This window comes from Geobacillus sp. FSL W8-0026 (assembly GCF_037966255.1).
GTDB classification, from domain to species: Bacteria; Bacillota; Bacilli; order Bacillales; family Anoxybacillaceae; genus Geobacillus; species Geobacillus icigianus.
In genome coordinates this window covers 1-23,257 of the sequence record NZ_CP150194.1, presented here as the reverse complement: position 1 = coordinate 23,257, position 23,257 = coordinate 1, and the positions used below count along the sequence as shown (strand labels likewise).

Sequence of the window (23,257 nt, the reverse complement as noted above, 5' to 3'; positions counted from 1 at the left end):
ACCGGCTCTCTGAAAGGAGGAATGCCTGCTACTAGTTCCTCTCATCGCGTTCGCATTTATTATACGCTTGATACCTTTTTTGCTTCCTTGACCATATTTAAGAAGTATTGCATGAACCGATGGTCATCGGTCAGTTCGGGGTGGAACGAGCAGCCAAGAAATTGGCCTTGCCGGGCCGCGACAATGCGGTCGTTGTATGTCGCGAGGACATCGACCCCGTCTCCGACCTCGACGATGTGCGGCGCACGGATGAAGACGCCGACGAACCCGTCGCCGACCCCTTGAATCGACAGCTCCGCTTCAAAGCTTTCCCGCTGCCGTCCGAACGAGTTCCGCTCGACCGTAATGTCCATCAACCCTAAGTGCGGCTCGTCGTAACCGACGATTCGTTTCGCCAGCAAAATGAGTCCGGCGCACGTGCCGAACATCGGCTTGCCGGCGGCGGCAAATTGCTTCAGCGGCTCCATGAGTCCGTACCGGTCAATCAGGCGCCGCATCGTCGTGCTTTCGCCACCCGGCAGCACGAGCCCATCGAGTCCAGCGAGCTGCTCCGGTTTTTTCACGATGACCGCCTCGGCGCCGCACGCCTCAATGGCGCGCATATGTTCTTGCACGGCCCCTTGCAGTCCAAGCACTCCAATTTTCATCGTTCCTTAGCTCCTTTGTCCGGCTTACCAACCGCGTTCTTGCATGCGGTGCTCCGGCAACAATGTCGCGACATCGATGCCGCGCATCGCGCCGCCCAACCCTTTGGACAAGTGGGCGATCAGCTCGTAGTCCTCGTAATGAGTCGTCGCTTCAACGATCGCCCGCGCATATTTTTCTGGGTTTTCCGATTTGAAAATGCCTGACCCGACAAAGACGCCGTCTGCGCCTAAGTGCATCATGAGAGCAGCGTCAGCCGGTGTCGCGACACCACCGGCGGCGAAATTGACGACCGGGAGGCGGCCAAGCCGTTTAATTTCACGCAACACTTCGACCGGAGCCCCAAGCTGCTTCGCCTCAGCGACAAGCTCGTCCTCGCTCATGCTGACGACTTTGCGGATTTGCGCGTTGACTTTGCGCATATGGCGCACCGCTTCAACGATGTTGCCTGTCCCCGGCTCCCCTTTCGTCCGCAGCATCGACGCCCCTTCCGCGATGCGGCGGGCGGCCTCACCTAAGTCGCGGCACCCGCATACAAACGGAACCGTAAACTGCCGCTTGTCAATATGAAATTCTTCATCAGCTGGCGTCAACACTTCACTTTCGTCGATGTAGTCAACGCCGAGCGCCTCAAGGACGCGCGCTTCCACATAATGACCGATGCGCACTTTCGCCATCACCGGGATGGAAACGGCGTTCATCACTTCTTCGACCACCGTCGGGTCCGCCATGCGCGCGACGCCGCCGGCAGCGCGAATGTCCGCCGGGACGCGCTCAAGCGCCATGACCGCGACAGCCCCTGCCGCCTCAGCAATTTTCGCTTGTTCCGCATTGACAACGTCCATGATGACGCCGCCTTTTTGCATTTCTGCCATGCCGCGTTTGACGCGGTCTGTGCCTGTCAATGCCAACGTTGATTCCCCCTATTCCTATCCTTATGCTTAGTCATATACGCAAAAGGATGATTCCACTGTTTTATTTTACCTCAATTTTTACAAAAATCACAATGGAAAAAAGCTCCCCAAGCAGGGGAGTCGCTTCACAGCCAGCTTTTCACCGTTTTCGCAGCGCTCGTCCATAAGTCGGCGAACAGGCCGCCGATCGCGCGCATGGAGAGCACAAACCAGTTTGCTTTTTCCACCTCAGCGGTCGTCACAAGCGGAACACGGATGTTTTTCTCCATGTCCGGGCTTAAAAAGGCAAGGGAGTCATCTCCTTTATAGTCGAGCGTCATATACCCGACAGTTTCTCCTTTTTTCAGTGGAGCGAGCAGTTTCCCTTCCTTTGTCATTTTTTTCTTATCGAATACATAGACGGGCTTGTACTGTTTTTCCTCACCGTTTTTGACGAGCAGTGCCAGCTTTTTCGCCGTAGCGACGCGCACTTCTTTTTCTTTCCCTTTGACTACCGGAACTGTGCTTTTTCCTTTCAGTTCATATCCTTTCGGATAAAGTGTTTGAAGCGAATATTGATGGAATCCGTAATCAAACAGTTTGGCCGTCTCTTGAAAGCGCGCCTCTTTTGTCGTTTTTCCACTCGCGTCTTTCGCGTTCATAACAACAGAAATGAGGCGCACCCCGTTCCGCTTTGCCGTTCCGGTAAAGCAGTTGCCGGCAAATTCTGTATAGCCAGTTTTCAGCCCGTCAACCCCTTCGTATCCGTATACAAGGCCAGGAAGCATCCAATTCCAGTTGTCCATTCGAATTTCATCTTCTGTTCCTTCCCGGAATATTTTTCGGGGAATACTCGCTGTTTCCAGCACTTCGGGATGGTCTTTCAACAGCCGGTAGGCAAGCATCGCCATGGACCGTGCGGACATAACATTTTCCTCATCCGTGTTCGTTCCCTCTGGATGGAAGCCCTTTAAGTCTTGATTGCTGAGCCCGGTCGCATTGACGAACTTATAATCTTTGAGCCCAAGCTGCTTCGCTTTTTTGTTCATCATCGTTACAAAATTTTTTTCCGATCCAGCTATGATCTCAGCAATGGCAACCGTTGCGGCATTAGCTGAATAAATCGCCATCGCTTCATACAGTTCCCGCACCGTATATTTGCCGTCCTTGCGCAGCGGGACGTTCGACAAGGCACGGTCTTGGGAAAGCCGATATACATACTCGCTCGGCGTATACGTTTGATCCCATTTGACGCGCTTCGCCTTAATCGCATCAAGAAGCAAATATTCAGTCATCATTTTTGTCATACTGGCAATGCCGAGCACTGTATCAATATTTTTTTCATACAAAATTCTTCCTGTTTGCGCGTCCACTAAAATGGCCGCATCGGCTCGAATGTCAAGCGGCGCGCTTTCCGCTTGCACCGTTCGTTGGAACGGCCAAACGGTCAAACAAAGACAAATCGATAGCAGCCAAAAAAACCAAGTTTGTTTTTTCGTTTTCACGTCGCACCCTCCTTACACAACCGTTATTGTAACATATGGACAGCCAAAAAAATAGACGGAGGACGAATCTCCGTCAAACTTAGGACGATTGGCGCAACTGCGCTTAAAACGCGGAGTAGTTTGGCGCCTCTTTCGTAATTTGTACATCGTGCGGATGACTTTCGCGCAACCCTGCGCCCGTCATGCGGATAAATTGCGTTTTCTCCCGCAACTCATCCAAGTTTCTCGTCCCGCAATAGCCCATACCGGCGCGCAGTCCGCCGACGAGCTGGTAAATCGTATCGGCGAGCGGTCCTTTGTATGGCACGCGCCCCTCAATGCCTTCGGGAACGAACTTTTTCGCATCTTCTTGAAAGTAGCGATCTTTGCTGCCGCGCTCCATCGCCGCGACCGATCCCATGCCCCGATATACTTTAAAGCGGCGGCCTTGATAAATTTCTGTCTCTCCCGGGCTTTCCGAAACGCCGGCGAGCAAGCTTCCAAGCATGACGGCATGCGCTCCAGCTGCGATCGCCTTCACGATGTCACCGGAGTATTTAATCCCGCCATCAGCGATAATGGGAACGCCGTGTTTGCGCGCCTCTGTCGCACAGTCGTAGATCGCCGTAATTTGTGGAACACCGACCCCGGCGACAACCCGCGTCGTACAAATGGATCCCGGTCCAATTCCAACCTTGACAATGTTCGCCCCCGCCTCAATTAAATCGCGCGTCGCCTCAGCTGTCGCGACATTGCCAGCGATAATGTTCAAGTCTGGGTATTGACGACGAATGTTCGCTACCGTCTCAAGAACACCTTTGGAGTGACCGTGCGCTGTGTCGACAACAATGACGTCGACTCCCGCCTCAACAAGCTTTTTGACGCGGATCATTGTGTCGGCTGTCACCCCTACGGCTGCACCGACAACAAGCCGTCCTTTAGCGTCCTTTGCCGAGTTGGGAAACTCGATCACCTTTTCAATATCCTTAATGGTGATGAGCCCCTTCAACACTCCGTTTTCATCGACCAAAGGCAGTTTTTCAACCTTATGTTTTTGCAAAATTTTCTCCGCTTCCTCCAACGTTGTTCCAACCGGAGCAGTGATTAAATGGTCCTTCGTCATTACCTCGGAAATTTTTATCGAGTAATCTTGAATGAAGCGCAAATCGCGGTTCGTAATGATGCCAACAAGCTTTTGTTCGTCGGCATTGTTGACGATCGGCACACCTGAAATCCGGTATTTGCTCATTAAATGTTCCGCGTCATACACCTGATGGTCAGGTGTCAAGAAAAAGGGATCGGTAATAACCCCCCGCTCTGAGCGTTTCACTTTGTCCACTTGTTCGGCTTGCTGCTCAATGGACATATTTTTATGAATAATGCCAAGTCCTCCTTGCCGAGCCATGGCAATGGCCATCTCGGCTTCCGTCACAGTGTCCATGCCGGCACTAATAATGGGGATGTTCAGCTGCAGGGTATCGCTCAATTTTGTCGTCACATCAACGTCGCGCGGCAATACGTCTGATTTGGCTGGGATGAGAAGAACATCGTCAAACGTCAAACCTTCCTTTGCAAATTTCGTTTCCCACATGTTTTCTCCCCCTTGTCCGGAAATATTATTAGTAGCTTAACAACTGGTTAAACTACTGTCAAGGAATCAGGGAAATGTTCAACTTTTCAGTTATTTGTTCATCATCTAGTGACAGGGGGGATAAAATGTTCGGAAATAACAACAAACAACCCCGCCTTTCCGTTTTCCAATCCGCTGACACCGCTCGCCAATTTTTGCAGCAATGCTACAAACAATTGCATCGCGAAGATGCTGTTCAGCGCAGCTATACGAACTGCTACCCGTTTTTATATTATTTGGAGCACGGGCAGAACTTTTATGCTACAGCTCAACAGGCACCGCTGTCAATCAAGCCTGTGTTGTTGTTTTATGGTATGGTGCAGCTTTTAAAAGCATGTCTGCTTACCGTTGATCCCGATTATCCTGAGTCGACGTCAGTCCTCGCCCACGGTGTATCAGCAAGGAAACGGAAAAAGCAAGGTTATGAATTTCTTGATGATGAGGTAAAAGTACAAAAAAACGGTTTATTCACTCATTTTTCTGAAAAAATGTTTCATGTGAAACAGGAAGCCGGGGAGAAGTTTCGGATGGGGGCGTTGTTGCAACGGATCGGCGAATTGCATGACACCTTTTTCCTCTTAAGTGGACGAAAAAAGCAGTTGTCTTTGCCGGTTGTACATACTGTCTCCCCTCCAATGGTAGCCATCCCAAAAGCCATTTTAGACTATTATCACATGCCATTGACTCGCTTCCTTCAATACCTACGGGAAGAGGGGCAAGGAAAGGCGATCACATTTGTCAATGAAGAAGGAGAATGGCTACGTTTTCAACTGACAGCGCCGCTTTCCCCGGTCGGGGAGGGACCATTTTTCTTTCAGCTTGATGGCACCTATCGAATCGCGGTCAAGAAAGAAAAAATTTTTTTGTTACCGGAAATACATGCTCACTATTTATTGTTGTACAATTTGAGCATGATTTCTCGGTATGAAACCGAGTGGTGGTGCGAGCTTCTTCACTCCTATCCAAGCAAAGCGTATATTTTTATTGTCGAATTTCTCACCGTGTCAGCGAAAAAAGTTCCATGGCTCGTGAATGAATACTTGATGCAAAAATGGAACAGCTGCTCAGCCGATGCGTAAATGCCGTTATGATCCAACCCGCAGTAACGGCTGCCACTCTGCGTTGGCTGAGAACAAACTATTTCTTTACAGTACGAAACATAACGGTCAAACCAAACAAAAAATCCCTTGTCGATATGAACATCGACAAGGGATTTTTTGCCTAGCAGCGACCTACTCTTGCAGGGGCGCTGGCCCCAACTACCATCGGCGCTGGAGGGCTTAACTTCCGTGTTCGGGATGGGAACGGGTGTTTCCCCTCCGCTATCACCACTAGGCAAGCGATTCCGTTTTTCATCAATCATTATACCAGAAAATTAATTCCTGTCAAGAAGGAACGCATTCCTTCAAAACTAGATAACCGTCGGAAGAAGCCGCGTATCGTCCGGTCTAGCTCCGGCCGCCATCGGCTCGCGACGCTTCGGTCCTGCTGTGGCGGCATAGCCTCCTCGCAGGCCCTCCAGCGCGTTTCGCCGATCGGCGGGCGGCCTCCGCTTTTCTAGGTTAAGCCCTCGATCGATTAGTATCCGTCAGCTCCACGTGTCGCCACGCTTCCACCTCGGACCTATCGACCTCGTCATCTTCGAGGGATCTTACTCGCCTAACGCGATGGGAAATCTCATCTTGAGGGGGGCTTCACGCTTAGATGCTTTCAGCGCTTATCCCGTCCGCACATAGCTACCCAGCGGTGCCCCTGGCGGGACAACTGGTACACCAGCGGTGCGTCCATCCCGGTCCTCTCGTACTAAGGACAGCTCCTCGCAAATTTCCTACGCCCGCGACGGATAGGGACCGAACTGTCTCACGACGTTCTGAACCCAGCTCGCGTACCGCTTTAATGGGCGAACAGCCCAACCCTTGGGACCGACTACAGCCCCAGGATGCGATGAGCCGACATCGAGGTGCCAAACCTCCCCGTCGATGTGGACTCTTGGGGGAGATCAGCCTGTTATCCCCGGGGTAGCTTTTATCCGTTGAGCGATGGCCCTTCCATGCGGAACCACCGGATCACTAAGCCCGACTTTCGTCCCTGCTCGACCTGTCCGTCTCGCAGTCAAGCTCCCTTGTGCCTTTGCACTCTCCGAATGATTTCCAACCATTCTGAGGGAACCTTTGGGCGCCTCCGTTACCTTTTGGGAGGCGACCGCCCCAGTCAAACTGCCCACCTGACACTGTCTCCCACCCCGCTAAGGGGTGCGGGTTAGAATTTCAATACCGCCAGGGTGGTATCCCACCGGCGCCTCCACCGAAGCTGGCGCTCCGGCTTCTCAGGCTCCCACCTATCCTGTACAAGCGATACCAAAATTCCATATCAGGCTGCAGTAAAGCTCCACGGGGTCTTTCCGTCCTGTCGCGGGGAACCTGCATCTTCACAGGTAGTATAATTTCACCGGGTCTCTCGTTGAGACAGCGCCCAAGTCGTTACACCTTTCGTGCGGGTCGGAACTTACCCGACAAGGAATTTCGCTACCTTAGGACCGTTATAGTTACGGCCGCCGTTTACTGGGGCTTCGGTTCGCACCTTCGCTTCCGCTCAGCGCTCCCCTTAACCTTCCAGCACCGGGCAGGTGTCAGCCCCTATACGTCGCCTTTCGGCTTCGCAGAGACCTGTGTTTTTGATAAACAGTCGCTTGGGCCTTTTCACTGCGGCTCTTCCAGGCTCTTCACCCGAAAGAGCACCCCTTCTCCCGAAGTTACGGGGTCATTTTGCCGAGTTCCTTAACGAGAGTTCTCCCGCGCGCCTGAGGATTCTCTCCTCGCCTACCTGTGTCGGTTTGCGGTACGGGCACCTCTTCCCTCGCTAGAGGCTTTTCTTGGCAGTGTGAAATCGGGGACTTCCGGATGACTCCGTCGCCATCACAGCTTGGCCTTCCGGCCAGCGGATTTGCCTACTGGCCAGCCTCACTGCTTGGACAGGCTCTTCCAGCCGCCTGCTCGCCCTATCCTCCTGCGTCCCCCCATCGCTCCAACGGGAAGGAGGTGGTACAGGAATCTCCACCTGTTGCCCATCACCTACGCCTTTCGGCCTCGGCTTAGGTCCCGACTAACCCTGAGCGGACGAACCTTCCTCAGGAACCCTTAGGCTTTCGGCGCAGAGGATTCTCACCTCTGTTTTCGCTACTCATACCGGCATTCTCACTTCTAAGCGCTCCACCAGTCCTTCCGGTCTGGCTTCTCTGCCCTTAGAACGCTCCCCTACCGATGACCAACGGTCATCCCGCAGCTTCGGCGGCACGTTTAGCCCCGGTACATTTTCGGCGCAGAGTCACTCGACCAGTGAGCTATTACGCACTCTTTAAATGGTGGCTGCTTCTAAGCCAACATCCTGGTTGTCTTCGCAACTCCACATCCTTTTCCACTGAACGTGCACTTGGGGGCCTTAGCTGGCGATCTGGGCTGTTTCCCTCTCGACCACGGATCTTATCACTCGCAGTCTGACTCCCGGGCATAAGTCGTTGGCATTCGGAGTTTGACTGGGTTCGGTAACCCGATGAGGGCCCCTAGCCCAATCAGTGCTCTACCTCCAAGACTCTTACACCCGAGGCTAGCCCGAAAGCTATTTCGGGGAGAACCAGCTATCTCCAAGTTCGATTGGCATTTCACCCCTACCCACACCTCATCCCCGCACTTTTCAACGTGCGTGGGTTCGGGCCTCCAGCCGGTGTTACCCGGCCTTCACCCTGGACATGGGTAGATCACCTGGTTTCGGGTCGACGACGACGTACTTCACGCCCTGTTCAGACTCGCTTTCGCTGCGGCTCCGCCTTCCCGGCTTAACCTCGCACGCCATCGTCACTCGCCGGTTCATTCTACAAAAGGCACGCCATCACCCATGAACGGGCTCTGACTACTTGTAGGCACACGGTTTCAGGTTCTCTTTCACTCCCCTTCCGGGGTGCTTTTCACCTTTCCCTCACGGTACTGGTTCGCTATCGGTCACTAGGGAGTATTTAGCCTTGGGAGATGGTCCTCCCTGCTTCCGACGGGATTTCCCGTGTCCCGCCGTACTCAGGAACCGCTCGGGAGGGAACGAAGTTTCGACTACAGGGCTCTCACCTTCTCTGGCCGGCCGTTCCAGACCGGTTCGTCTACCCCGTTCCTTTCTCACTCCCCTATGAGCGGTCCTACAACCCCAAGAGGCACGCCTCTTGGTTTGGGCTGTTCCCGTTTCGCTCGCCGCTACTCAGGGAATCGCGTTTGCTTTCTTCTCCTCCGGGTACTAAGATGTTTCAGTTCCCCGGGTGTGCCCTCCATGCCCTATGGATTCAGGCATGGATCCTGCCCCATTACGGACAGGGGGTTCCCCCATTCGGACATCTCCGGATCGACGCTTGCTTACAGCTCCCCGGAGCGTTTCGGCGTTTGCCCCGTCCTTCATCGGCTCCTAGTGCCAAGGCATCCACCGTGCGCCCTTTCTAGCTTAACCTACAGCGTCTCGGCTTCTTCCTTTGCGTTTCCGGTTATCTAGTTTTCAAGGAACGATGGAAATGGTGGAGCCTATCGGGATCGAACCGATGACCTCCTGCGTGCAAAGCAGGCGCTCTCCCAGCTGAGCTAAGGCCCCTTCATCGAGATGGGCCTAAGTGGACTTGAACCACCGACCTCACGCTTATCAGGCGTGCGCTCTGACCAGCTGAGCTATAGGCCCATAACCAATATCGTTGTGTCGAGGAATCATGCTCCCTCAAAACTAAACAAAACCACAAGCGCCTCTGTGTGAACGATCCATCGTTGTCTTGCTTCCGCTTTTCGTATTGGCTAGCTCCGTCCACCATCGGCTCGCGACGCTTCGGTCCTGCTGCGGCGGCAATAGCCTCCTCGCAGGCCCTCCAGCGCGTTTTGCCGATAGGCGGGCGACCTTCGCTTTTCCCCTTAGAAAGGAGGTGATCCAGCCGCACCTTCCGGTACGGCTACCTTGTTACGACTTCACCCCAATCACTTGCCCCACCTTCGGCGGCTGGCTCCCGTCAGGGTTACCGCACCGACTTCGGGTGTTGCAAGCTCTCGTGGTGTGACGGGCGGTGTGTACAAGGCCCGGGAACGTATTCACCGCGGCATGCTGATCCGCGATTACTAGCGATTCCGGCTTCATGCAGGCGAGTTGCAGCCTGCAATCCGAACTGAGAGCGGCTTTTTGGGATTCGCTCCCCCTCGCGGGTTCGCTGCCCTTTGTACCGCCCATTGTAGCACGTGTGTAGCCCAGGTCATAAGGGGCATGATGATTTGACGTCATCCCCACCTTCCTCCGACTTGTCGCCGGCAGTCCCTCTAGAGTGCCCAACTGAATGCTGGCAACGAGAGGCGAGGGTTGCGCTCGTTGCGGGACTTAACCCAACATCTCACGACACGAGCTGACGACAACCATGCACCACCTGTCACCCTGTCCCCCCGAAGGGGGAACGCCCAATCTCTTGGGTGGTCAGGGGATGTCAAGACCTGGTAAGGTTCTTCGCGTTGCTTCGAATTAAACCACATGCTCCACCGCTTGTGCGGGCCCCCGTCAATTCCTTTGAGTTTCAGCCTTGCGGCCGTACTCCCCAGGCGGAGTGCTTATCGCGTTAGCTGCAGCACTAAAGGGTGTGACCCCTCTAACACTTAGCACTCATCGTTTACGGCGTGGACTACCAGGGTATCTAATCCTGTTTGCTCCCCACGCTTTCGCGCCTCAGCGTCAGTTACAGGCCAGAGAGCCGCCTTCGCCACTGGTGTTCCTCCACATCTCTACGCATTTCACCGCTACACGTGGAATTCCGCTCCCCTCTCCTGCACTCAAGCTCCCCAGTTTCCAATGACCCTCCACGGTTGAGCCGTGGGCTTTCACATCAGACTTAAGAAGCCGCCTGCGCGCGCTTTACGCCCAATAATTCCGGACAACGCTCGCCCCCTACGTATTACCGCGGCTGCTGGCACGTAGTTAGCCGGGGCTTTCTCGTGAGGTACCGTCACCGCGCCGCCTTGTTCAAACGGCGCTCCTTCGTCCCTCACAACAGAGCTTTACGACCCGAAGGCCTTCTTCGCTCACGCGGCGTCGCTCCGTCAGGCTTTCGCCCATTGCGGAAGATTCCCTACTGCTGCCTCCCGTAGGAGTCTGGGCCGTGTCTCAGTCCCAGTGTGGCCGGTCACCCTCTCAGGCCGGCTACGCATCGTCGCCTTGGTGAGCCGTTACCTCACCAACTAGCTAATGCGCCGCGGGCCCATCCGCAAGTGACAGCCAAAGGCCGCCTTTCAACCAAAGACCATGCGGTCTTCGGTGTTATCCGGTATTAGCTCCGGTTTCCCGGAGTTATCCCGGTCTTGCGGGCAGGTTGCCCACGTGTTACTCACCCGTCCGCCGCTGACCAAATAAGAGCAAGCTCCGATTCGGTCCGCTCGACTTGCATGTATTAGGCACGCCGCCAGCGTTCGTCCTGAGCCAGGATCAAACTCTCCAAAAGAAAGTGGATTGGCTTTGCAAGCTTCGGCACCGACACCAAACGTGTCAAGCGGCCTCCACTTTTCGGATTGTCTAGCTTCGGCCGCTATCGGCTCGCGACGCTTCGGTCCTGCTGCGGCAGCCATAGCCTCCTCGCAGGCCCTCCAGCGCGTTTCGCCGATAGGCAAGCGACCTCCGCTTTTCGTATTGGCGCTTGGGTTTTGTTTAGTTTTCAAGGAGCATGATCACGAATAAAGACAGCTATTAAATAATAACAAAAAAGCGATCAAAAGTCAACGCTTTTTTCTTTTTTATCGTTGCAAGCAAATTTGATTGTATCACGTCTCTTTCATTTTTGCAACAGAATTTTTTGGAATGACGGTTTTTATAGGATCTCATCGATAAATAGATCGCGCCGTTGATTCAATGGAAGCAACTGTCCCGTTTCAATGATTTTGACAATCGGTCGGACAGGATCGTCAGAGCGAGCAGATATTACTTCGGCCCGCTGGCCGTCAGAAAGCCGGACAATCGTGCCCTTTTGCAGCCCAATGAGGCCGTTGATCAACGCGGCGACAGCTTGGGCGTCCAGTTTGCTAGGTTGTTCTCGCCAAATCGTTTCAATCGCCCGAAACGGTGATTGTTTCCGGCGGTATAGCCGTTCTGAAGTCATGGCATGAAATACATCGGCGACAGCCACAATCAGGCTGTACGGATGAATTTTTTCTGCTTGAATGCCAAGCGGGTAACCCCTGCCATCCTTTCGTTCATGATGTTGCAACACCGCGAGTTTGGCTCCATGAGTTAAGGCCGGGATTTTTTGTACCATGCGATAACCGAAAATCGGATGCTGTTTCACCTCGTTAAATTCAGCCTCGGTAAGAGCGGACGATTTCCATAAAACCTGTTTGCTGACTTTCGCCATTCCGCAGTCTGCTAGCGCGCCGGCAAGAGCAACTTGATAGCATTCCCCTTCGCTGTATCCGAGCTCCATTGCCAGCAAACCAGCGATCACTCCTACACTGACAGCGTGATGATAAAGATAATCGTCCTTGGACGCATAATGACGAACTGTGAGCAAATCGTGCTTCGCGTGCGCCATTTGCTCTAAAAGCGGAATGATCAGCTCGCGGATTTCCCTGATTTCAATCGGCAGTCCCGATTGCCATGATTGAAACAGCTGTTTATATCGTTGGACCGCCTGCAAATACGAGGAAATGGGCTGTCGATGAGCCGTCGCCCCGATGACATCTTCTTCAAAAAACGGCTCACCATTGGCGAGAACTGGCTCGATTTCCACCTCGTCAATGAGAAACTTTTCAAGCACGTGCAGCAGCGGCTCCGTGATGATCGTATTTTTCGGGATAATGGGCCGCTTGGTCGGGCCAAGCACATCATCGGCAAGCACGCATCCTTCACGAAGCCGGGAACGGTTTACGCGAACCATCAGTTTGTTCCTCCCTTCTCTTATATCTTTTATCGTAACATGACTTTGGGTGCATGGACAGCGGTTTCGACATAAAAACCGACGCTCCCTGTCCGTTGCAGCAGAGCGTCGTCCCCATTAGGCGAGATGTCCTTCTTCTTTTTCTTCTTCAGGCACTTTCGCCACAGTGGCTACACATTCATGCTCGTCATCGCCAGAAAGGCGGATAAGTTTTACGCCTTGAGCGATTCTCCCTGTGCGGGAAATGTCACTGACCGCCATACGAATGAGCACGCCGCCTGTCGTAATGACCATCAAATCTTCGTTGCCGACGACAGTCGTCACCGCAACAACCGGGCCATTTTTTGGTGTAACATTGCATGTTTTCAATCCTTTGCCACCGCGGCTTTGCACGCGGTATTCCGAAGCCGGAGTGCGCTTGCCGAACCCTTTTTTCGTGACGACAAGCACGTCATGGTGATCTTCCAAAATCTCCATCCCGACTACTTCGTCGTTGTCGTCAAGCGTGATCGCTTTGACTCCAGTCGCGCTGCGTCCCATGGCCCGCACGTCGGTTTCCGGAAAGCGAATGAGCAGACCATTTTTCGTGCCGACAATTACATGCTTTTGACCGTCTGTCAATCGGACCGAAATGAGTTCATCGCCTTCACGCAAATGAATAGCGATCAACCCATTGTTGCGAATATGGGCAAACGCGGAGAGCGAAGAGCGTTTCGCGATCCCCTGTTTCGTTGCAAACACGAGGTAACGTTCGCCGTCAAATTCCTCGATCGGGATCATAGCGTTGATCCATTCACCTTTTTCAAGTTCGAGCAAGTTCACGATCGGAAGCCCTTTGGCGGTTCGTCCGAACTCTGGAATTTCGTAGCCTTTCGCCTGATATACTTTCCCTTTGTTCGTGAAAAATAGGACAGTGTCATGAGTCGATGTGATCAGCAAGTGTTCGACAAAATCATCTTCCGCTGTGTTCATTCCTTGCACACCCCGACCGCCGCGCTTTTGGCTCCGGTACGTCGATAAAGGCAGACGCTTGATGTAGCCTTTATGGGTGAGGGTAATGACGACGCGCTCGTGCGGAATCAAGTCTTCGTCATCAAACTGTTCGACGGCTCCTGCCACGATTTCCGTGCGCCGCTCATCATTAAACCGCTCCTTGATTTCGCTCAATTCGTCACGGATGATTTGCAACACTTTTTCTTCATCGGCGAGCACCGCTTTCAGCTCAGCGATCAAGCGGACAAGCTCTTGATATTCTTGTTCAATTTTTTCCCGCTCGAGGCCGGTCAGCCGCTGCAAACGCATATCCAAAATCGCCTGCGCCTGCCGCTCGCTGAGGGAAAACCGCTCCATCAATCCTTGGCGCGCCGCTTCTGTCGTCTGCGAACGGCGGATGAGATCAATCACTTCATCCAAATGATCGAGAGCCGTGCGCAAACCTTCTAAAATGTGAGCGCGCGCTTCGGCTTTTTGCAGTTCAAATGCCGTCCGTCGGCGAATCACTGTCTTTTGATGGTTTAAATAATGCTCCAAACATTCTTTTAAGTTCAGCACTTTCGGCTCGCCGTTCACCAAAGCGAGCATATTAATCCCAAAGCTCGTTTGCAGCGCGGTATGTTTGTACAAATTGTTCAGCACGACTTTGGCGTTCGCATCGCGCCGCACCTCGATGACAATGCGCATGCCGCTCCGGTCCGATTCATCGCGCAAATCAGTGATCCCGTCGATTTTTTTCTCACGGACAAGTTCGGCGATCCGCTCAATCAGCTTCGCTTTGTTCACTTGGTAAGGAAGTTCGCTCACAATGATCGTTTCTTTGCCGTTCGGCTGCTGTTCAATTTCGGCCTTGGCGCGCAGCGTAATCGAACCGCGGCCGGTTTCATACGCTTTGCGGATGCCGCTGCGGCCGATAATTTGTCCGGCGGTCGGAAAATCGGGGCCCGGGATGTATTTCATCAAGTCGGCAACCGTCATCTCTGGGTTTCGGCTTAGCGCCAGCAACGCATCGATCACTTCACCGAGCTGATGGGGCGGAATGTTCGTCGCCATTCCAACCGCAATGCCCGATGAGCCGTTGACCAATAAATTCGGAAATCGGGACGGCAGCACGACCGGCTCTTTTTCCGAGCCATCATAGTTGTCTTGGTAGTCAATCGTATCTTTATTGATATCACGAAGCAATTCCATCGCGATTTTCGCCATGCGCGCTTCCGTATAGCGCATGGCGGCGGCAGCGTCGCCGTCGATCGATCCAAAGTTCCCATGGCCGTCAACAAGCATGTAGCGGTAGTTGAAATCTTGCGCCATGCGCACCATCGTATCATACACGGCGGCATCCCCGTGCGGATGGTATTTCCCGATCACTTCGCCGACGATGCGAGCTGATTTTTTGTACGGTTTATCGGCGGTCATTCCAAGATCATGCATGGCGTACAAAATGCGGCGGTGCACCGGTTTCAAGCCGTCGCGCACATCCGGCAACGCGCGGGAAACGATGACGCTCATCGCATAGTCGAGAAACGAGGAGCGCATCTCTTGGCTGATATTGACTTCGCGAATGCGCGGTTGTTCATGTTCTGCCATTCTTCAAACCTCCCTTAAAACCCTCCTCCGATCCGACTGGCCGGCGACAGACGGGTGGCGTCAGTCCACCTGCGCATGCGAGGACACCCAGCGGCGTCACGAAGCGGGAAGGGGGCTGTCTTCCTCTCAGTTCAAAGCCTACAAAAAATCAGATGGATCAGCTTTAAAACGGACTCCAATGATGTGACGTTCACCGACCCTCCTAGAAGGTTGTGATTTAATGGCGTATACGGCTTTACCATGTCATTTCTCAATTAGAAAAACCTTGTTGTATCGGGCCTGCTTTTCAATCACTCTCCCATTGATGAAGGGGATCAGCGGTTTTTCACCGGCCTCCTAGATATCTAAGTTTTTCACGTAACGCGCGTTTTCTTCGATAAACTGGCGGCGCGGTTCGACTTTATCGCCCATTAAAATTTCAAACGTTTCGTCCGCATCGATGGCGTCCTGCAAACTTACTTGCAGCAGTGTTCTCGTCTCTGGATTCATCGTCGTTTCCCAAAGCTGTTCCGGATTCATCTCGCCCAATCCTTTGTAGCGCTGAATCGTCGGTTTGGGCTGATCGGGCAACGCGGCGAGAATTTGTTCAAGCTGACGGTCGTTGTAAGCGTAACGGACTTGTTTTCCCTGCTCGATTTTATAGAGCGGAGGCTGGGCAATATAAATATAGCCTTGTTCAATCAATTGACGCATATAGCGGTAAAAGAACGTCAAAAGGAGCGTGCGGATGTGAGCGCCGTCAACGTCCGCGTCGGTCATGATAATGACTTTATGATAACGGGCTTTCGAGATGTCAAAATCTTCGCCAATGCCCGTGCCAAGCGCCGTAATAATCGCCCGCACCTCATTGTTTGACAAAATTTTGTCCAAGCGTGCTTTTTCCACGTTAAGAATTTTCCCGCGCAGCGGCAAAATGGCTTGAAAATGGCGGTCACGCCCTTGTTTCGCTGATCCGCCCGCCGAGTCGCCCTCAACGACGTACAGCTCGCTGATCGCTGGATCTCGCGATGAACAGTCGGCCAATTTCCCCGGCAAATTGGAAATTTCGAGCGCGCTTTTGCGCCGCGTCAACTCGCGCGCTTTTTTCGCCGCCAGCCGGGCGCGCGCTGCCATCATGCTTTTTTCCACAATCTTGCGGGCGATTGTCGGGTTTTCCAGCAAAAACGTTTCAAACTGTTCGGAAAAAATCGCATCGGTCACCGTACGGGCATCGCTGTTACCGAGCTTCGTTTTCGTCTGCCCTTCAAATTGCGGAGACGGGTGTTTGATCGACACGATGGCGGTCAATCCTTCACGCACATCCTCACCGGTTAAATTGGCATCGTTGTCTTTCACCAATTGTTGCTTGCGGGCATAGTCGTTGATAATGCGCGTCAGCGCCATTTTAAAGCCGGATTCATGCGTGCCGCCTTCATGCGTATGAATGTTGTTGACGAACGAATAGATGTTGCTCGTGTACCCGTCGTTGTACTGCAAGGCGATTTCAACTGCAATGCCGTCCCGCTCGCCGGCGATATAAATCGGCTCCTCATGCAGCACTTCGCGCGTCCGATTCAAATGCTGGACATAGGAGCGAATGCCGCCTTCATAAACATATTCGTTTCTCCGGTTGTCAACCCGTTCATCGGTCAACGTGATTTTCAAGCCGCGATTTAAAAAGGCGAGCTCGCGCAACCGGGCGGCCAGCGTTTCGTAATCGAACTCAATCGTTTCGGTAAAAATCTCTGGGTCCGGCTTAAAGCGAGTCGTTGTCCCGGTTCGGTCCGTTTCGCCGATGATTTGCAAGTCGGTGCAAGGCTCTCCCCGCTCGTACCGCTGATAATGGATGTTTCCATCGCGATACACGTACACTTCGAGCCACTCCGACAGGGCGTTGACGACGGAAGCGCCAACCCCGTGCAAGCCGCCGGATACTTTATAACCCCCTCCGCCAAACTTCCCGCCGGCATGCAGAACGGTCATAATGACTTCAACAGCCGGGCGGCCAGTCGCTTCATGAATGTCAACCGGGATGCCGCGTCCATTGTCGGCGACGGTGATGCTGTTGTCTTTGCCGATCGTCACATCAATGGTCGTGCAATAGCCTGCCAGCGCTTCGTCGATGCTGTTGTCGACGATTTCCCAAACGAGGTGGTGCAGCCCTTTTGATCCCGTTGATCCGATATACATTCCTGGGCGCTTGCGGACGGCTTCAAGGCCTTCAAGCACTTGAATTTGACTTGCATCGTACGCCTCGACTCGCTGTTCCATGGTCATGCCTGATCACCTACGCTTTCTTTGCAAACGTTCAATCACGATCAAGAAGGAGCGATGACCGAACCGGAATGGACTCGATAAATCGCCGCTTCTTGAATCACATCGTGGTTAATGCCGTCGATGCTTGTCGTTGTGACAAAAGTTTGCACTTTTTTCCGGATGGCATCAAGGAGGTGGGTTTGCCGAAAGTCGTCCAGCTCCGACAATACATCATCAAGCAATAAAATGGGGTAATCGCCTAACTCGGAAAAGATGAGCTCAATTTCTGCCAATTTGACTGCCAGCGCTGTCGTGCGCTGTTGTCCTTGTGAACCGAAAGTTTGTACATTTTTTCCGTTCACCCAAAACGCCACCTCATCGCGGTGGGGGCCGACCAAGGTCGTCCCTCGTTGAACTTCTCGCTCCTTTACGGCGGCGAACGTTTCTCTGTATGCTTCTACTATTCTCGACAATTCCGCCTTGTCTGATACGTCGACCGACGGTTCATAGCGAATGTGGAGCTGTTCGGCCCCACGGCTGATTTCGCGATGGATGGGAGCCGCCCACTGCTCAAGCAACGACAAAAACTGGCGGCGTCGCAACGTAATTTTGGCCGCCAGCCAAACAAGCTGTTCGGTTAGGACGTCAAGCACCGCCTCGTCGCTCCGCTCGCGGGTCTGCATCATTTTCAGGCAATGATTGCGCTGCTGCAACAACTTCTGGTACTGGCTTAAATCGTGTATATAAACGGGCGAAATCTGCCCGATTTCCATATCGATAAACCGGCGCCGCACTTGCGGGCTTCCTTTGACTAAATTCAAGTCTTCCGGGGCGAACATGACGACATTTAAATGGCCGACATATTGACTGAGCCGCTGCTGCTCAATGTGATTGCATTTGGCTCGTTTCCCTTTTTTGGAGATCAACAGTTCGAGCGACAACGATCCGTTGCGTTTCTCTGCTTTCCCCTCTATTTTAGCATACTCTTCATTCCAACGAATAAGGTCTTTATCGTTGGACGTGCGATGCGATTTGGCCATCGCCAAAACGTAAATAGCCTCCATCATATTCGTTTTTCCTTGGGCGTTTTCCCCCAAAATAATGTTTACCCCTTGATCGAAACGCATCGTTTCCCGCTCATAATTGCGGTAGTTCGTCAACGCTAAGTCGGTTAAAAACACCCGGCCTTCACCTACTCCGCTTTTACGATGACAAACGCGCCGACCTCTTTGATCTCGACCCGGTCGCCTTCTTTTAACTTCCGCCCGCGCCGGTTTTCCCGTTCCCCGTTCACCAGCACGTCATGTTCCTGCAAAAACCATTTGGCTGCGCCGCCGGTGTCAATCACATGCGCCAACTTTAGCATCTGCCCTAGCGTAATCGTCTCCGTCTTAATGGCGACTTGTCGTTCCATCCGTTCATCGCTCGCTTTCGTTACAAACTGCCTATTCTTTTATTTTACCGAAAAATTCGTTCGTTCGCAAAGAAACCCGATGAAAGGGAGAAAAGCGGTGGCTCTCCCTCATTGAATGGTAACTATTCAGCCACATCATAAAGTGAGCTGAATATTTTTTGCTTTTCCTGTCCATGATGTGAATATTGATAGACAAGGAGGTGAATCGCATGTTGACGGTACAACAAGCTGTATTTACAGTTGAAAGCTTAATCAGCAAAGCCCAACAACAAAAGCAGCTCATTACTCACCAACAACAAGTCATTGAGCAACTGTTGAAAGAAAACAAACAGCTACGCAAAGAAAATGAACAACTGAAGTACCGTGTTCAAGAGCTGGAAGCACGCACGAAAAAAAACAGCTCCAATAGCCATTTGCCCCCATCTTCTGACCGTTTTGAGAAAAAGCGTTCCTCCCGCGAGCCGTCTGGCAAAAAGCTTGGTGGGCAAGAGGGACATGAGGGGAAGACGCTCCGTCAAGTGGAACATCCACATCATCGTGTCGTCCACCGTGTGCATACGTGTCAAGGATGTGGAGCTTCTTTGCGTGAAGTCAAACCGTTCAAAGTCGATATCCGTCAAGTGTTTGATGTCCCTCCTGTGGCGATCGAGGTGACACAACATGAACGTGAAGTGAAATCGTGTCCACATTGTCGATGCGTGCAACAAGCCGAATTCCCATCCCATGTCACGAATCATGTGCAATACGGTCCACGGCTCACGGCGCTCGTTGTTTATTTACATCATATCCAATTGATCCCGTACAAGCGTTTAAGTGATACAATCGAAGCGTTATATCAACACTCGATTAGTACGGGAACTCTTGCCAATATGGTGAAACGAGGACGCGAATCGTTGGAATCCAATATGGACATCATCGAAGACGCCTTACTTGAATCCAACATCCTGCATGTCGATGAAACGAGTTTGCGCATCAATGGGAAACTCGCATGGGTGCATGTCGCGTGTACATCGAGATATACATACTTGGCTCCTCACGCTTCTCGTGGAAAAAAAGCGACCGATGATATCGGGATTCTTCCCCGATATGAAGGGACGATGATGCACGATGCGTTCGGTACGTATCCGAAATACACACATGCCACCCATGCCCTTTGTCATGCCCACCATTTGCGTGAGTTAAAAGGATTCATCGAACAGGGGCATACGTGGGCGATGCGCATGACCACGTTTCTGTTAGCCGCCAAGCAAGCCGTCGAAGCCCATCACGGTGCACTTTCCGAAGAAGAAGCGAGACGGTGGGAACGAGTGTATGATCGCATCCTAGAAAGAGCACAACACCGATTAGAAACGATGACGCCTCTTCCGAAAAAAGCACTCGCTTTTGTTCGACGCCTTCAAAAACGAAAGGAAGAAGCGCTGCGTTTCTTACGTGAAGTACATGTTCCCTTTGATAACAACCAAGCCGAACGCGATCTTCGCATGGTCAAAGTCAAAGAGAACATTTCGGGTACGTTTCGCGAAGAAACATTCGCGCAGTCGTTTTGCATCGCAAGAAGCATCGTTTCCACACTGACGAAACACGAAAAAAACGTGTGGGATTCGTTATGTCTTCTGTTGGCAGGCGAAACGATCGATCGAGTTCTTTCCGCTACCTAGGGCATTTTCTATGACCGAAATGCCCTATTTGTGCTGGGCTTTTTTATACACTAGCACTGGGGTGAATAGTTACATTGAATGAACGCCTGATGGCATTCAAGTCAGCCTTAGCCATCAGACGCGCCAAAGCGGATCGGCTTCAATACGTTCTGACCGGCAGGATGAGCTGAAGCATGGAGTCGCTGTGGAGCGGGCGCAAGACAAACGGCCGCATCGCCCCGGTGAAGCTGATTTGAATGTCGGTGCCATCAAGCGCGCGCAACGCGTCCATCATATATTTGGCGCTGAATGAAATGTTCAACTCTTCGCCTTCAAGCGATTCGGCTTTCAGCTGTTCTGTTACTTTTCCAATCTCCGGGGAAACTGAGGAAATTTCCAACCTCTCTCCTGAGAGCGTCGCCAGTTTCACCACGTTGTTTCGCCCTTCTCTTGCTAGCAAGGAGGCGCGGTCGATCGCCTGCAAAAACTCCTTGGCATTGACGGTCACCGTTGTTTTGCTGTCCGTCGGGATTAAGCGGGCTGTCTCCGGATAGTTCCCGTCGAGCAGGCGTGAGAAAAACAGAAGATGCTCCGCCTTAAACAGCACTTGATTGGCCGTGATGACAATATCGATCGGATGGTTGCCATCATCTAAAATTTTGCTCAATTCATTCAGACTTTTTCCAGGAATGACGACGTTATACGCCCAATCGCTTTCAATGCCGATTTTGACTTTGCGCATTGCCAGACGGTGACTGTCGGTAGCGGTGCAGACGAGTTCACCATCTTCTATTTTCCAGTTGACACCTGTCAAGATGGGGCGCGTTTCCGATGTTGAGACGGCAAATACCGTTTGGCGGATCACCGCCTTCAGCAAATCAGCCGGAATTTGAAAGGCGTGTTCTTCCTCGATTTGCGGCAAGCGCGGGTACTCATCGGCGTTAAATCCGTTGAGACGGAATTCGGAGTGCCCTGAGCGAATCACGGTTAAAAAGCTGTCTTCCGTTTCGATTTCCACCGTTTGCTGCGGCAGCTTTTTCACGATTTCAGAGAAAAAGCGCGCCTGCAAGACGATGCTTCCCGGCCTCTTTACATCCACCAGCAGCCGTCCTTCTTTTTCGAGCGGAATAAACGATTCAATGGAGATGTCCGAGTCGCTTCCGGTTAAGGTGACTCCGCGAGCCGAGGCTGTCAGTTTAATCCCGGTCAAAATCGGGATCGTCGTTCTTGTCGATACGGCTTTCATCACATCTTGAACGCTTTTGACGAGCGCTTCGCGGTCAATGGAAATGTTCACGCTGTTGTTCCTCCCCATTTGGAATGTCTTCGGAAATAAATTATAAAGATATAAAAGCAAAGATCATAGTACTAGTCGTATGGCTTGTTGGTATGTGGATAAACAAATAAAGACGAGCAAGCACAGCCTGTCCACATGTGGATAAGCTGTGCGTAAGACAGCGACTGTTATTCACAATTGCTTCAGCTTTTCTTGAATCTCTTGAATATGTTTTTGCAGCTGCGTGTCCGTTTGCAAAAGCTTCGTTATTTTTTCATGGGCGTGAATGACCGTCGTATGGTCGCGGCCGCCGAATTCGTCGCCGATTTTCGGCAGCGAACAGTCGGTCAGCTCACGGGAGAGATACATGGCGATCTGCCGGGGAAACGCGACCGATTTGGTTCGTTTTTTAGCTTTGAAATCGTCAAGCTTAATGTTGAAGTGTTGGCCGACGACGCGCTGAATGTCTTGAATCGTGATGACCTTCGGCTTCGCGCTCGGAATGATGTCCTTGAGCGCCTCAGCTGCTAGATCGGCGGTGATTTCTTTATTAATGAGCGAGGAATAGGCGACGACGCGAATGAGCGCCCCTTCCAGCTCGCGGATGTTTGAATCGATTTGGTTGGCGATGTAGAGCATCACTTCATTTGGGATATCAAATCCCTCTGCCTTCGCTTTTTTCCGGAGAATAGCGATTCGCGTTTCCAAATCAGGCGGCGTGATGTCTGTGATCAATCCCCACTCAAAGCGCGAACGCAAACGGTCCTCAAGCGTTGGGATCTCTTTTGGAGGCCGGTCGCTCGAGATGACGATTTGCTTGCTTTCTTCATGAAGCGTATTGAACGTATGGAAAAACTCTTCCTGCGTTTGTTCTTTTCCCGCCAAAAATTGAATATCATCGATTAACAGAACGTCGACGTTTCGATACTTATTGCGAAAGTCATCAGGACGGTTGTCGCGGATGGCGTTGATAAACTCGTTCGTAAACTTTTCCGAAGATAAGTAGACGACTTTCGCTGACGGATTATGTTCGATGACGTAATGGCCGATGGCGTGCATGAGATGCGTTTTCCCTAGCCCGACACCGCCGTAGATGAACAGCGGATTGTACGCTTTCGCCGGGGCTTCGGCGACGGCTAGGGAAGCGGCGTGCGCAAATCGGTTGCCGGAGCCGATGACAAACGTATCGAAGGTGTACTTCGGATTTAGCATGCTCTGCGGGAAATCGTTCGTCTCTTCGTATGGCTTGCGCTGTTTTTTCGCTGCCGCCTGAAATTCAGCGTCTTCGTCGCCTTGGTTAGGCGGAATGATAAATTTGACGGCCAGCTCTTCGCCGGTAATGGCATAGATTGTTTCGGCAATCAAATGGGAGTAGCGGGAGTCAAGCCAATCTCTAGCAAACTCGTTCGGGGCTACGATGACGAGCGTGTCACCTCGCAAAGAGTGGGCCTTCGTTGATTTGAGCCAAGTCTCAAAGCTCGGCTTGCTAATTTTCTGCTCGATTTCCGCGAGCACGCGATTCCATAAGTCATGGATATTTTCCAC

The 23,257-nt window shown here is 52.3% G+C and carries 13 protein-coding genes, 2 tRNA genes, 3 rRNA genes and 1 other annotated feature (1 of these 19 cut by a window edge); of the genes, 2 read left to right on the top strand and 16 right to left on the bottom strand.

Translation table 11 applies throughout. The annotated features are described in order from the left end of the window. Positions 1 to 54 (bottom strand) — a binding site (T-box leader); it reaches 166 nt to the left of the window's first position. A gap of 5 nt (positions 55 to 59) precedes the next feature. The 4 genes from pdxT to guaB form a co-directional block, all read right to left on the bottom strand. Further along, positions 60 to 647 (bottom strand): pyridoxal 5'-phosphate synthase glutaminase subunit PdxT, encoded by a 588-nt coding sequence (gene pdxT / locus NST29_RS00090; protein ID WP_033018341.1) that lies wholly within the window; start codon positions 645 to 647, stop codon positions 60 to 62. 24 nt (positions 648 to 671) lie between these two features. Further along, positions 672 to 1,556: a pyridoxal 5'-phosphate synthase lyase subunit PdxS gene (pdxS, locus tag NST29_RS00085; protein ID WP_033018342.1), complete on the bottom strand. Its 885-nt coding sequence runs from the start codon at positions 1,554 to 1,556 to the stop codon at positions 672 to 674. Between the two features lie 128 nt (positions 1,557 to 1,684). After that, entirely contained in the window at positions 1,685 to 3,043 is a 1,359-nt protein-coding gene (locus tag NST29_RS00080) for a D-alanyl-D-alanine carboxypeptidase family protein (RefSeq protein WP_061912683.1), read from the bottom strand. Between the two features lie 103 nt (positions 3,044 to 3,146). After that, positions 3,147 to 4,613, bottom strand: a complete 1,467-nt coding sequence (gene guaB / locus NST29_RS00075; RefSeq protein WP_033018346.1) for an IMP dehydrogenase — start codon at positions 4,611 to 4,613, stop codon at positions 3,147 to 3,149. Between the two features lie 125 nt (positions 4,614 to 4,738). Here guaB and NST29_RS00070 point away from each other — a divergent pair, with 125 nt between their 5' ends. After that, positions 4,739 to 5,731, top strand: a complete 993-nt coding sequence (locus NST29_RS00070) for a YaaC family protein (protein WP_033018347.1) — start codon at positions 4,739 to 4,741, stop codon at positions 5,729 to 5,731. Positions 5,732 to 5,871: 140 nt separating this feature from the next. On the opposite strand, the gene rrf is transcribed toward NST29_RS00070, so the two are convergent. The 10 genes from rrf to yaaA all read right to left on the bottom strand — a co-directional run bounded on the left by rrf (position 5,872) and on the right by yaaA (position 18,799). Continuing rightward, positions 5,872 to 5,988 (bottom strand): 5S ribosomal RNA (rrf, locus tag NST29_RS00065). Positions 5,989 to 6,210: 222 nt separating this feature from the next. Further along, positions 6,211 to 9,137: ribosomal RNA gene (locus NST29_RS00060) — 23S ribosomal RNA — on the bottom strand. A 62-nt stretch (positions 9,138 to 9,199) separates the two neighbouring features. After that, positions 9,200 to 9,275: transfer RNA gene (locus tag NST29_RS00055), tRNA-Ala, on the bottom strand. Positions 9,276 to 9,285: 10 nt separating this feature from the next. After that, positions 9,286 to 9,359: transfer RNA gene (locus tag NST29_RS00050), tRNA-Ile, on the bottom strand. 228 nt (positions 9,360 to 9,587) lie between these two features. Beyond that, a 16S ribosomal RNA gene (locus tag NST29_RS00045) occupies positions 9,588 to 11,145 on the bottom strand. The 16S, 23S and 5S rRNA genes sit together here with 2 tRNA genes alongside, the layout of an rRNA operon. Before the next feature lie 363 nt (positions 11,146 to 11,508). Next, a complete protein-coding gene (locus NST29_RS00040; protein ID WP_033017847.1) occupies positions 11,509 to 12,570 on the bottom strand; it encodes an HD-GYP domain-containing protein in 1,062 nt (353 codons plus the stop codon). A 117-nt stretch (positions 12,571 to 12,687) separates the two neighbouring features. After that, complete coding sequence (gyrA, locus tag NST29_RS00035; protein WP_339232560.1) at positions 12,688 to 15,150, bottom strand: DNA gyrase subunit A; 2,463 nt, start codon at positions 15,148 to 15,150, stop codon at positions 12,688 to 12,690. A 336-nt stretch (positions 15,151 to 15,486) separates the two neighbouring features. After that, positions 15,487 to 17,400 (bottom strand): DNA topoisomerase (ATP-hydrolyzing) subunit B, encoded by a 1,914-nt coding sequence (gene gyrB / locus NST29_RS00030; RefSeq protein ID WP_061912677.1) that lies wholly within the window; start codon positions 17,398 to 17,400, stop codon positions 15,487 to 15,489. A 47-nt stretch (positions 17,401 to 17,447) separates the two neighbouring features. After that, complete coding sequence (recF, locus tag NST29_RS00025; RefSeq protein ID WP_033017850.1) at positions 17,448 to 18,566, bottom strand: DNA replication/repair protein RecF; 1,119 nt, start codon at positions 18,564 to 18,566, stop codon at positions 17,448 to 17,450. 11 nt (positions 18,567 to 18,577) lie between these two features. Next, positions 18,578 to 18,799 (bottom strand): S4 domain-containing protein YaaA, encoded by a 222-nt coding sequence (gene yaaA, locus NST29_RS00020; protein WP_033017852.1) that lies wholly within the window; start codon positions 18,797 to 18,799, stop codon positions 18,578 to 18,580. A 209-nt stretch (positions 18,800 to 19,008) separates the two neighbouring features. Here yaaA and NST29_RS00015 point away from each other — a divergent pair, with 209 nt between their 5' ends. Beyond that, the gene (locus NST29_RS00015) at positions 19,009 to 20,457 is read left to right on the top strand and encodes an IS66-like element ISGst1 family transposase (RefSeq protein WP_033019592.1); all 1,449 of its coding nucleotides are present in this window, start codon (positions 19,009 to 19,011) and stop codon (positions 20,455 to 20,457) included. A 139-nt stretch (positions 20,458 to 20,596) separates the two neighbouring features. Here NST29_RS00015 and dnaN read toward each other — a convergent pair whose 3' ends face one another. After that, the gene (dnaN, locus tag NST29_RS00010; protein ID WP_033842760.1) at positions 20,597 to 21,733 is read right to left on the bottom strand and encodes a DNA polymerase III subunit beta; all 1,137 of its coding nucleotides are present in this window, start codon (positions 21,731 to 21,733) and stop codon (positions 20,597 to 20,599) included. A 171-nt stretch (positions 21,734 to 21,904) separates the two neighbouring features. Further along, a complete protein-coding gene (gene dnaA, locus NST29_RS00005) occupies positions 21,905 to 23,257 on the bottom strand; it encodes a chromosomal replication initiator protein DnaA (RefSeq protein ID WP_033017854.1) in 1,353 nt (450 codons plus the stop codon).

What these genes read in the sequence shown, in the direction of transcription:
- pdxT (WP_033018341.1), bottom strand. Translation starts at nt 647, where the DNA reads ATGAAAATTGGAGTGCTTGGACTGCAAGGGGCCGTGCAAGAACATATG.
- yaaA (WP_033017852.1), bottom strand. Translation starts at nt 18,799, where the DNA reads ATGGAACGACAAGTCGCCATTAAGACGGAGACGATTACGCTAGGGCAG.
- gyrB (WP_061912677.1), bottom strand. Translation starts at nt 17,400, where the DNA reads ATGGAACAGCGAGTCGAGGCGTACGATGCAAGTCAAATTCAAGTGCTT.
- gyrA (WP_339232560.1), bottom strand. Translation starts at nt 15,150, where the DNA reads ATGGCAGAACATGAACAACCGCGCATTCGCGAAGTCAATATCAGCCAA.
- NST29_RS00015 (WP_033019592.1), top strand. Translation starts at nt 19,009, where the DNA reads ATGTTGACGGTACAACAAGCTGTATTTACAGTTGAAAGCTTAATCAGC.
- NST29_RS00070 (WP_033018347.1), top strand. Translation starts at nt 4,739, where the DNA reads ATGTTCGGAAATAACAACAAACAACCCCGCCTTTCCGTTTTCCAATCC.
- NST29_RS00040 (WP_033017847.1), bottom strand. Translation starts at nt 12,570, where the DNA reads ATGGTTCGCGTAAACCGTTCCCGGCTTCGTGAAGGATGCGTGCTTGCC.
- guaB (WP_033018346.1), bottom strand. Translation starts at nt 4,613, where the DNA reads ATGTGGGAAACGAAATTTGCAAAGGAAGGTTTGACGTTTGACGATGTT.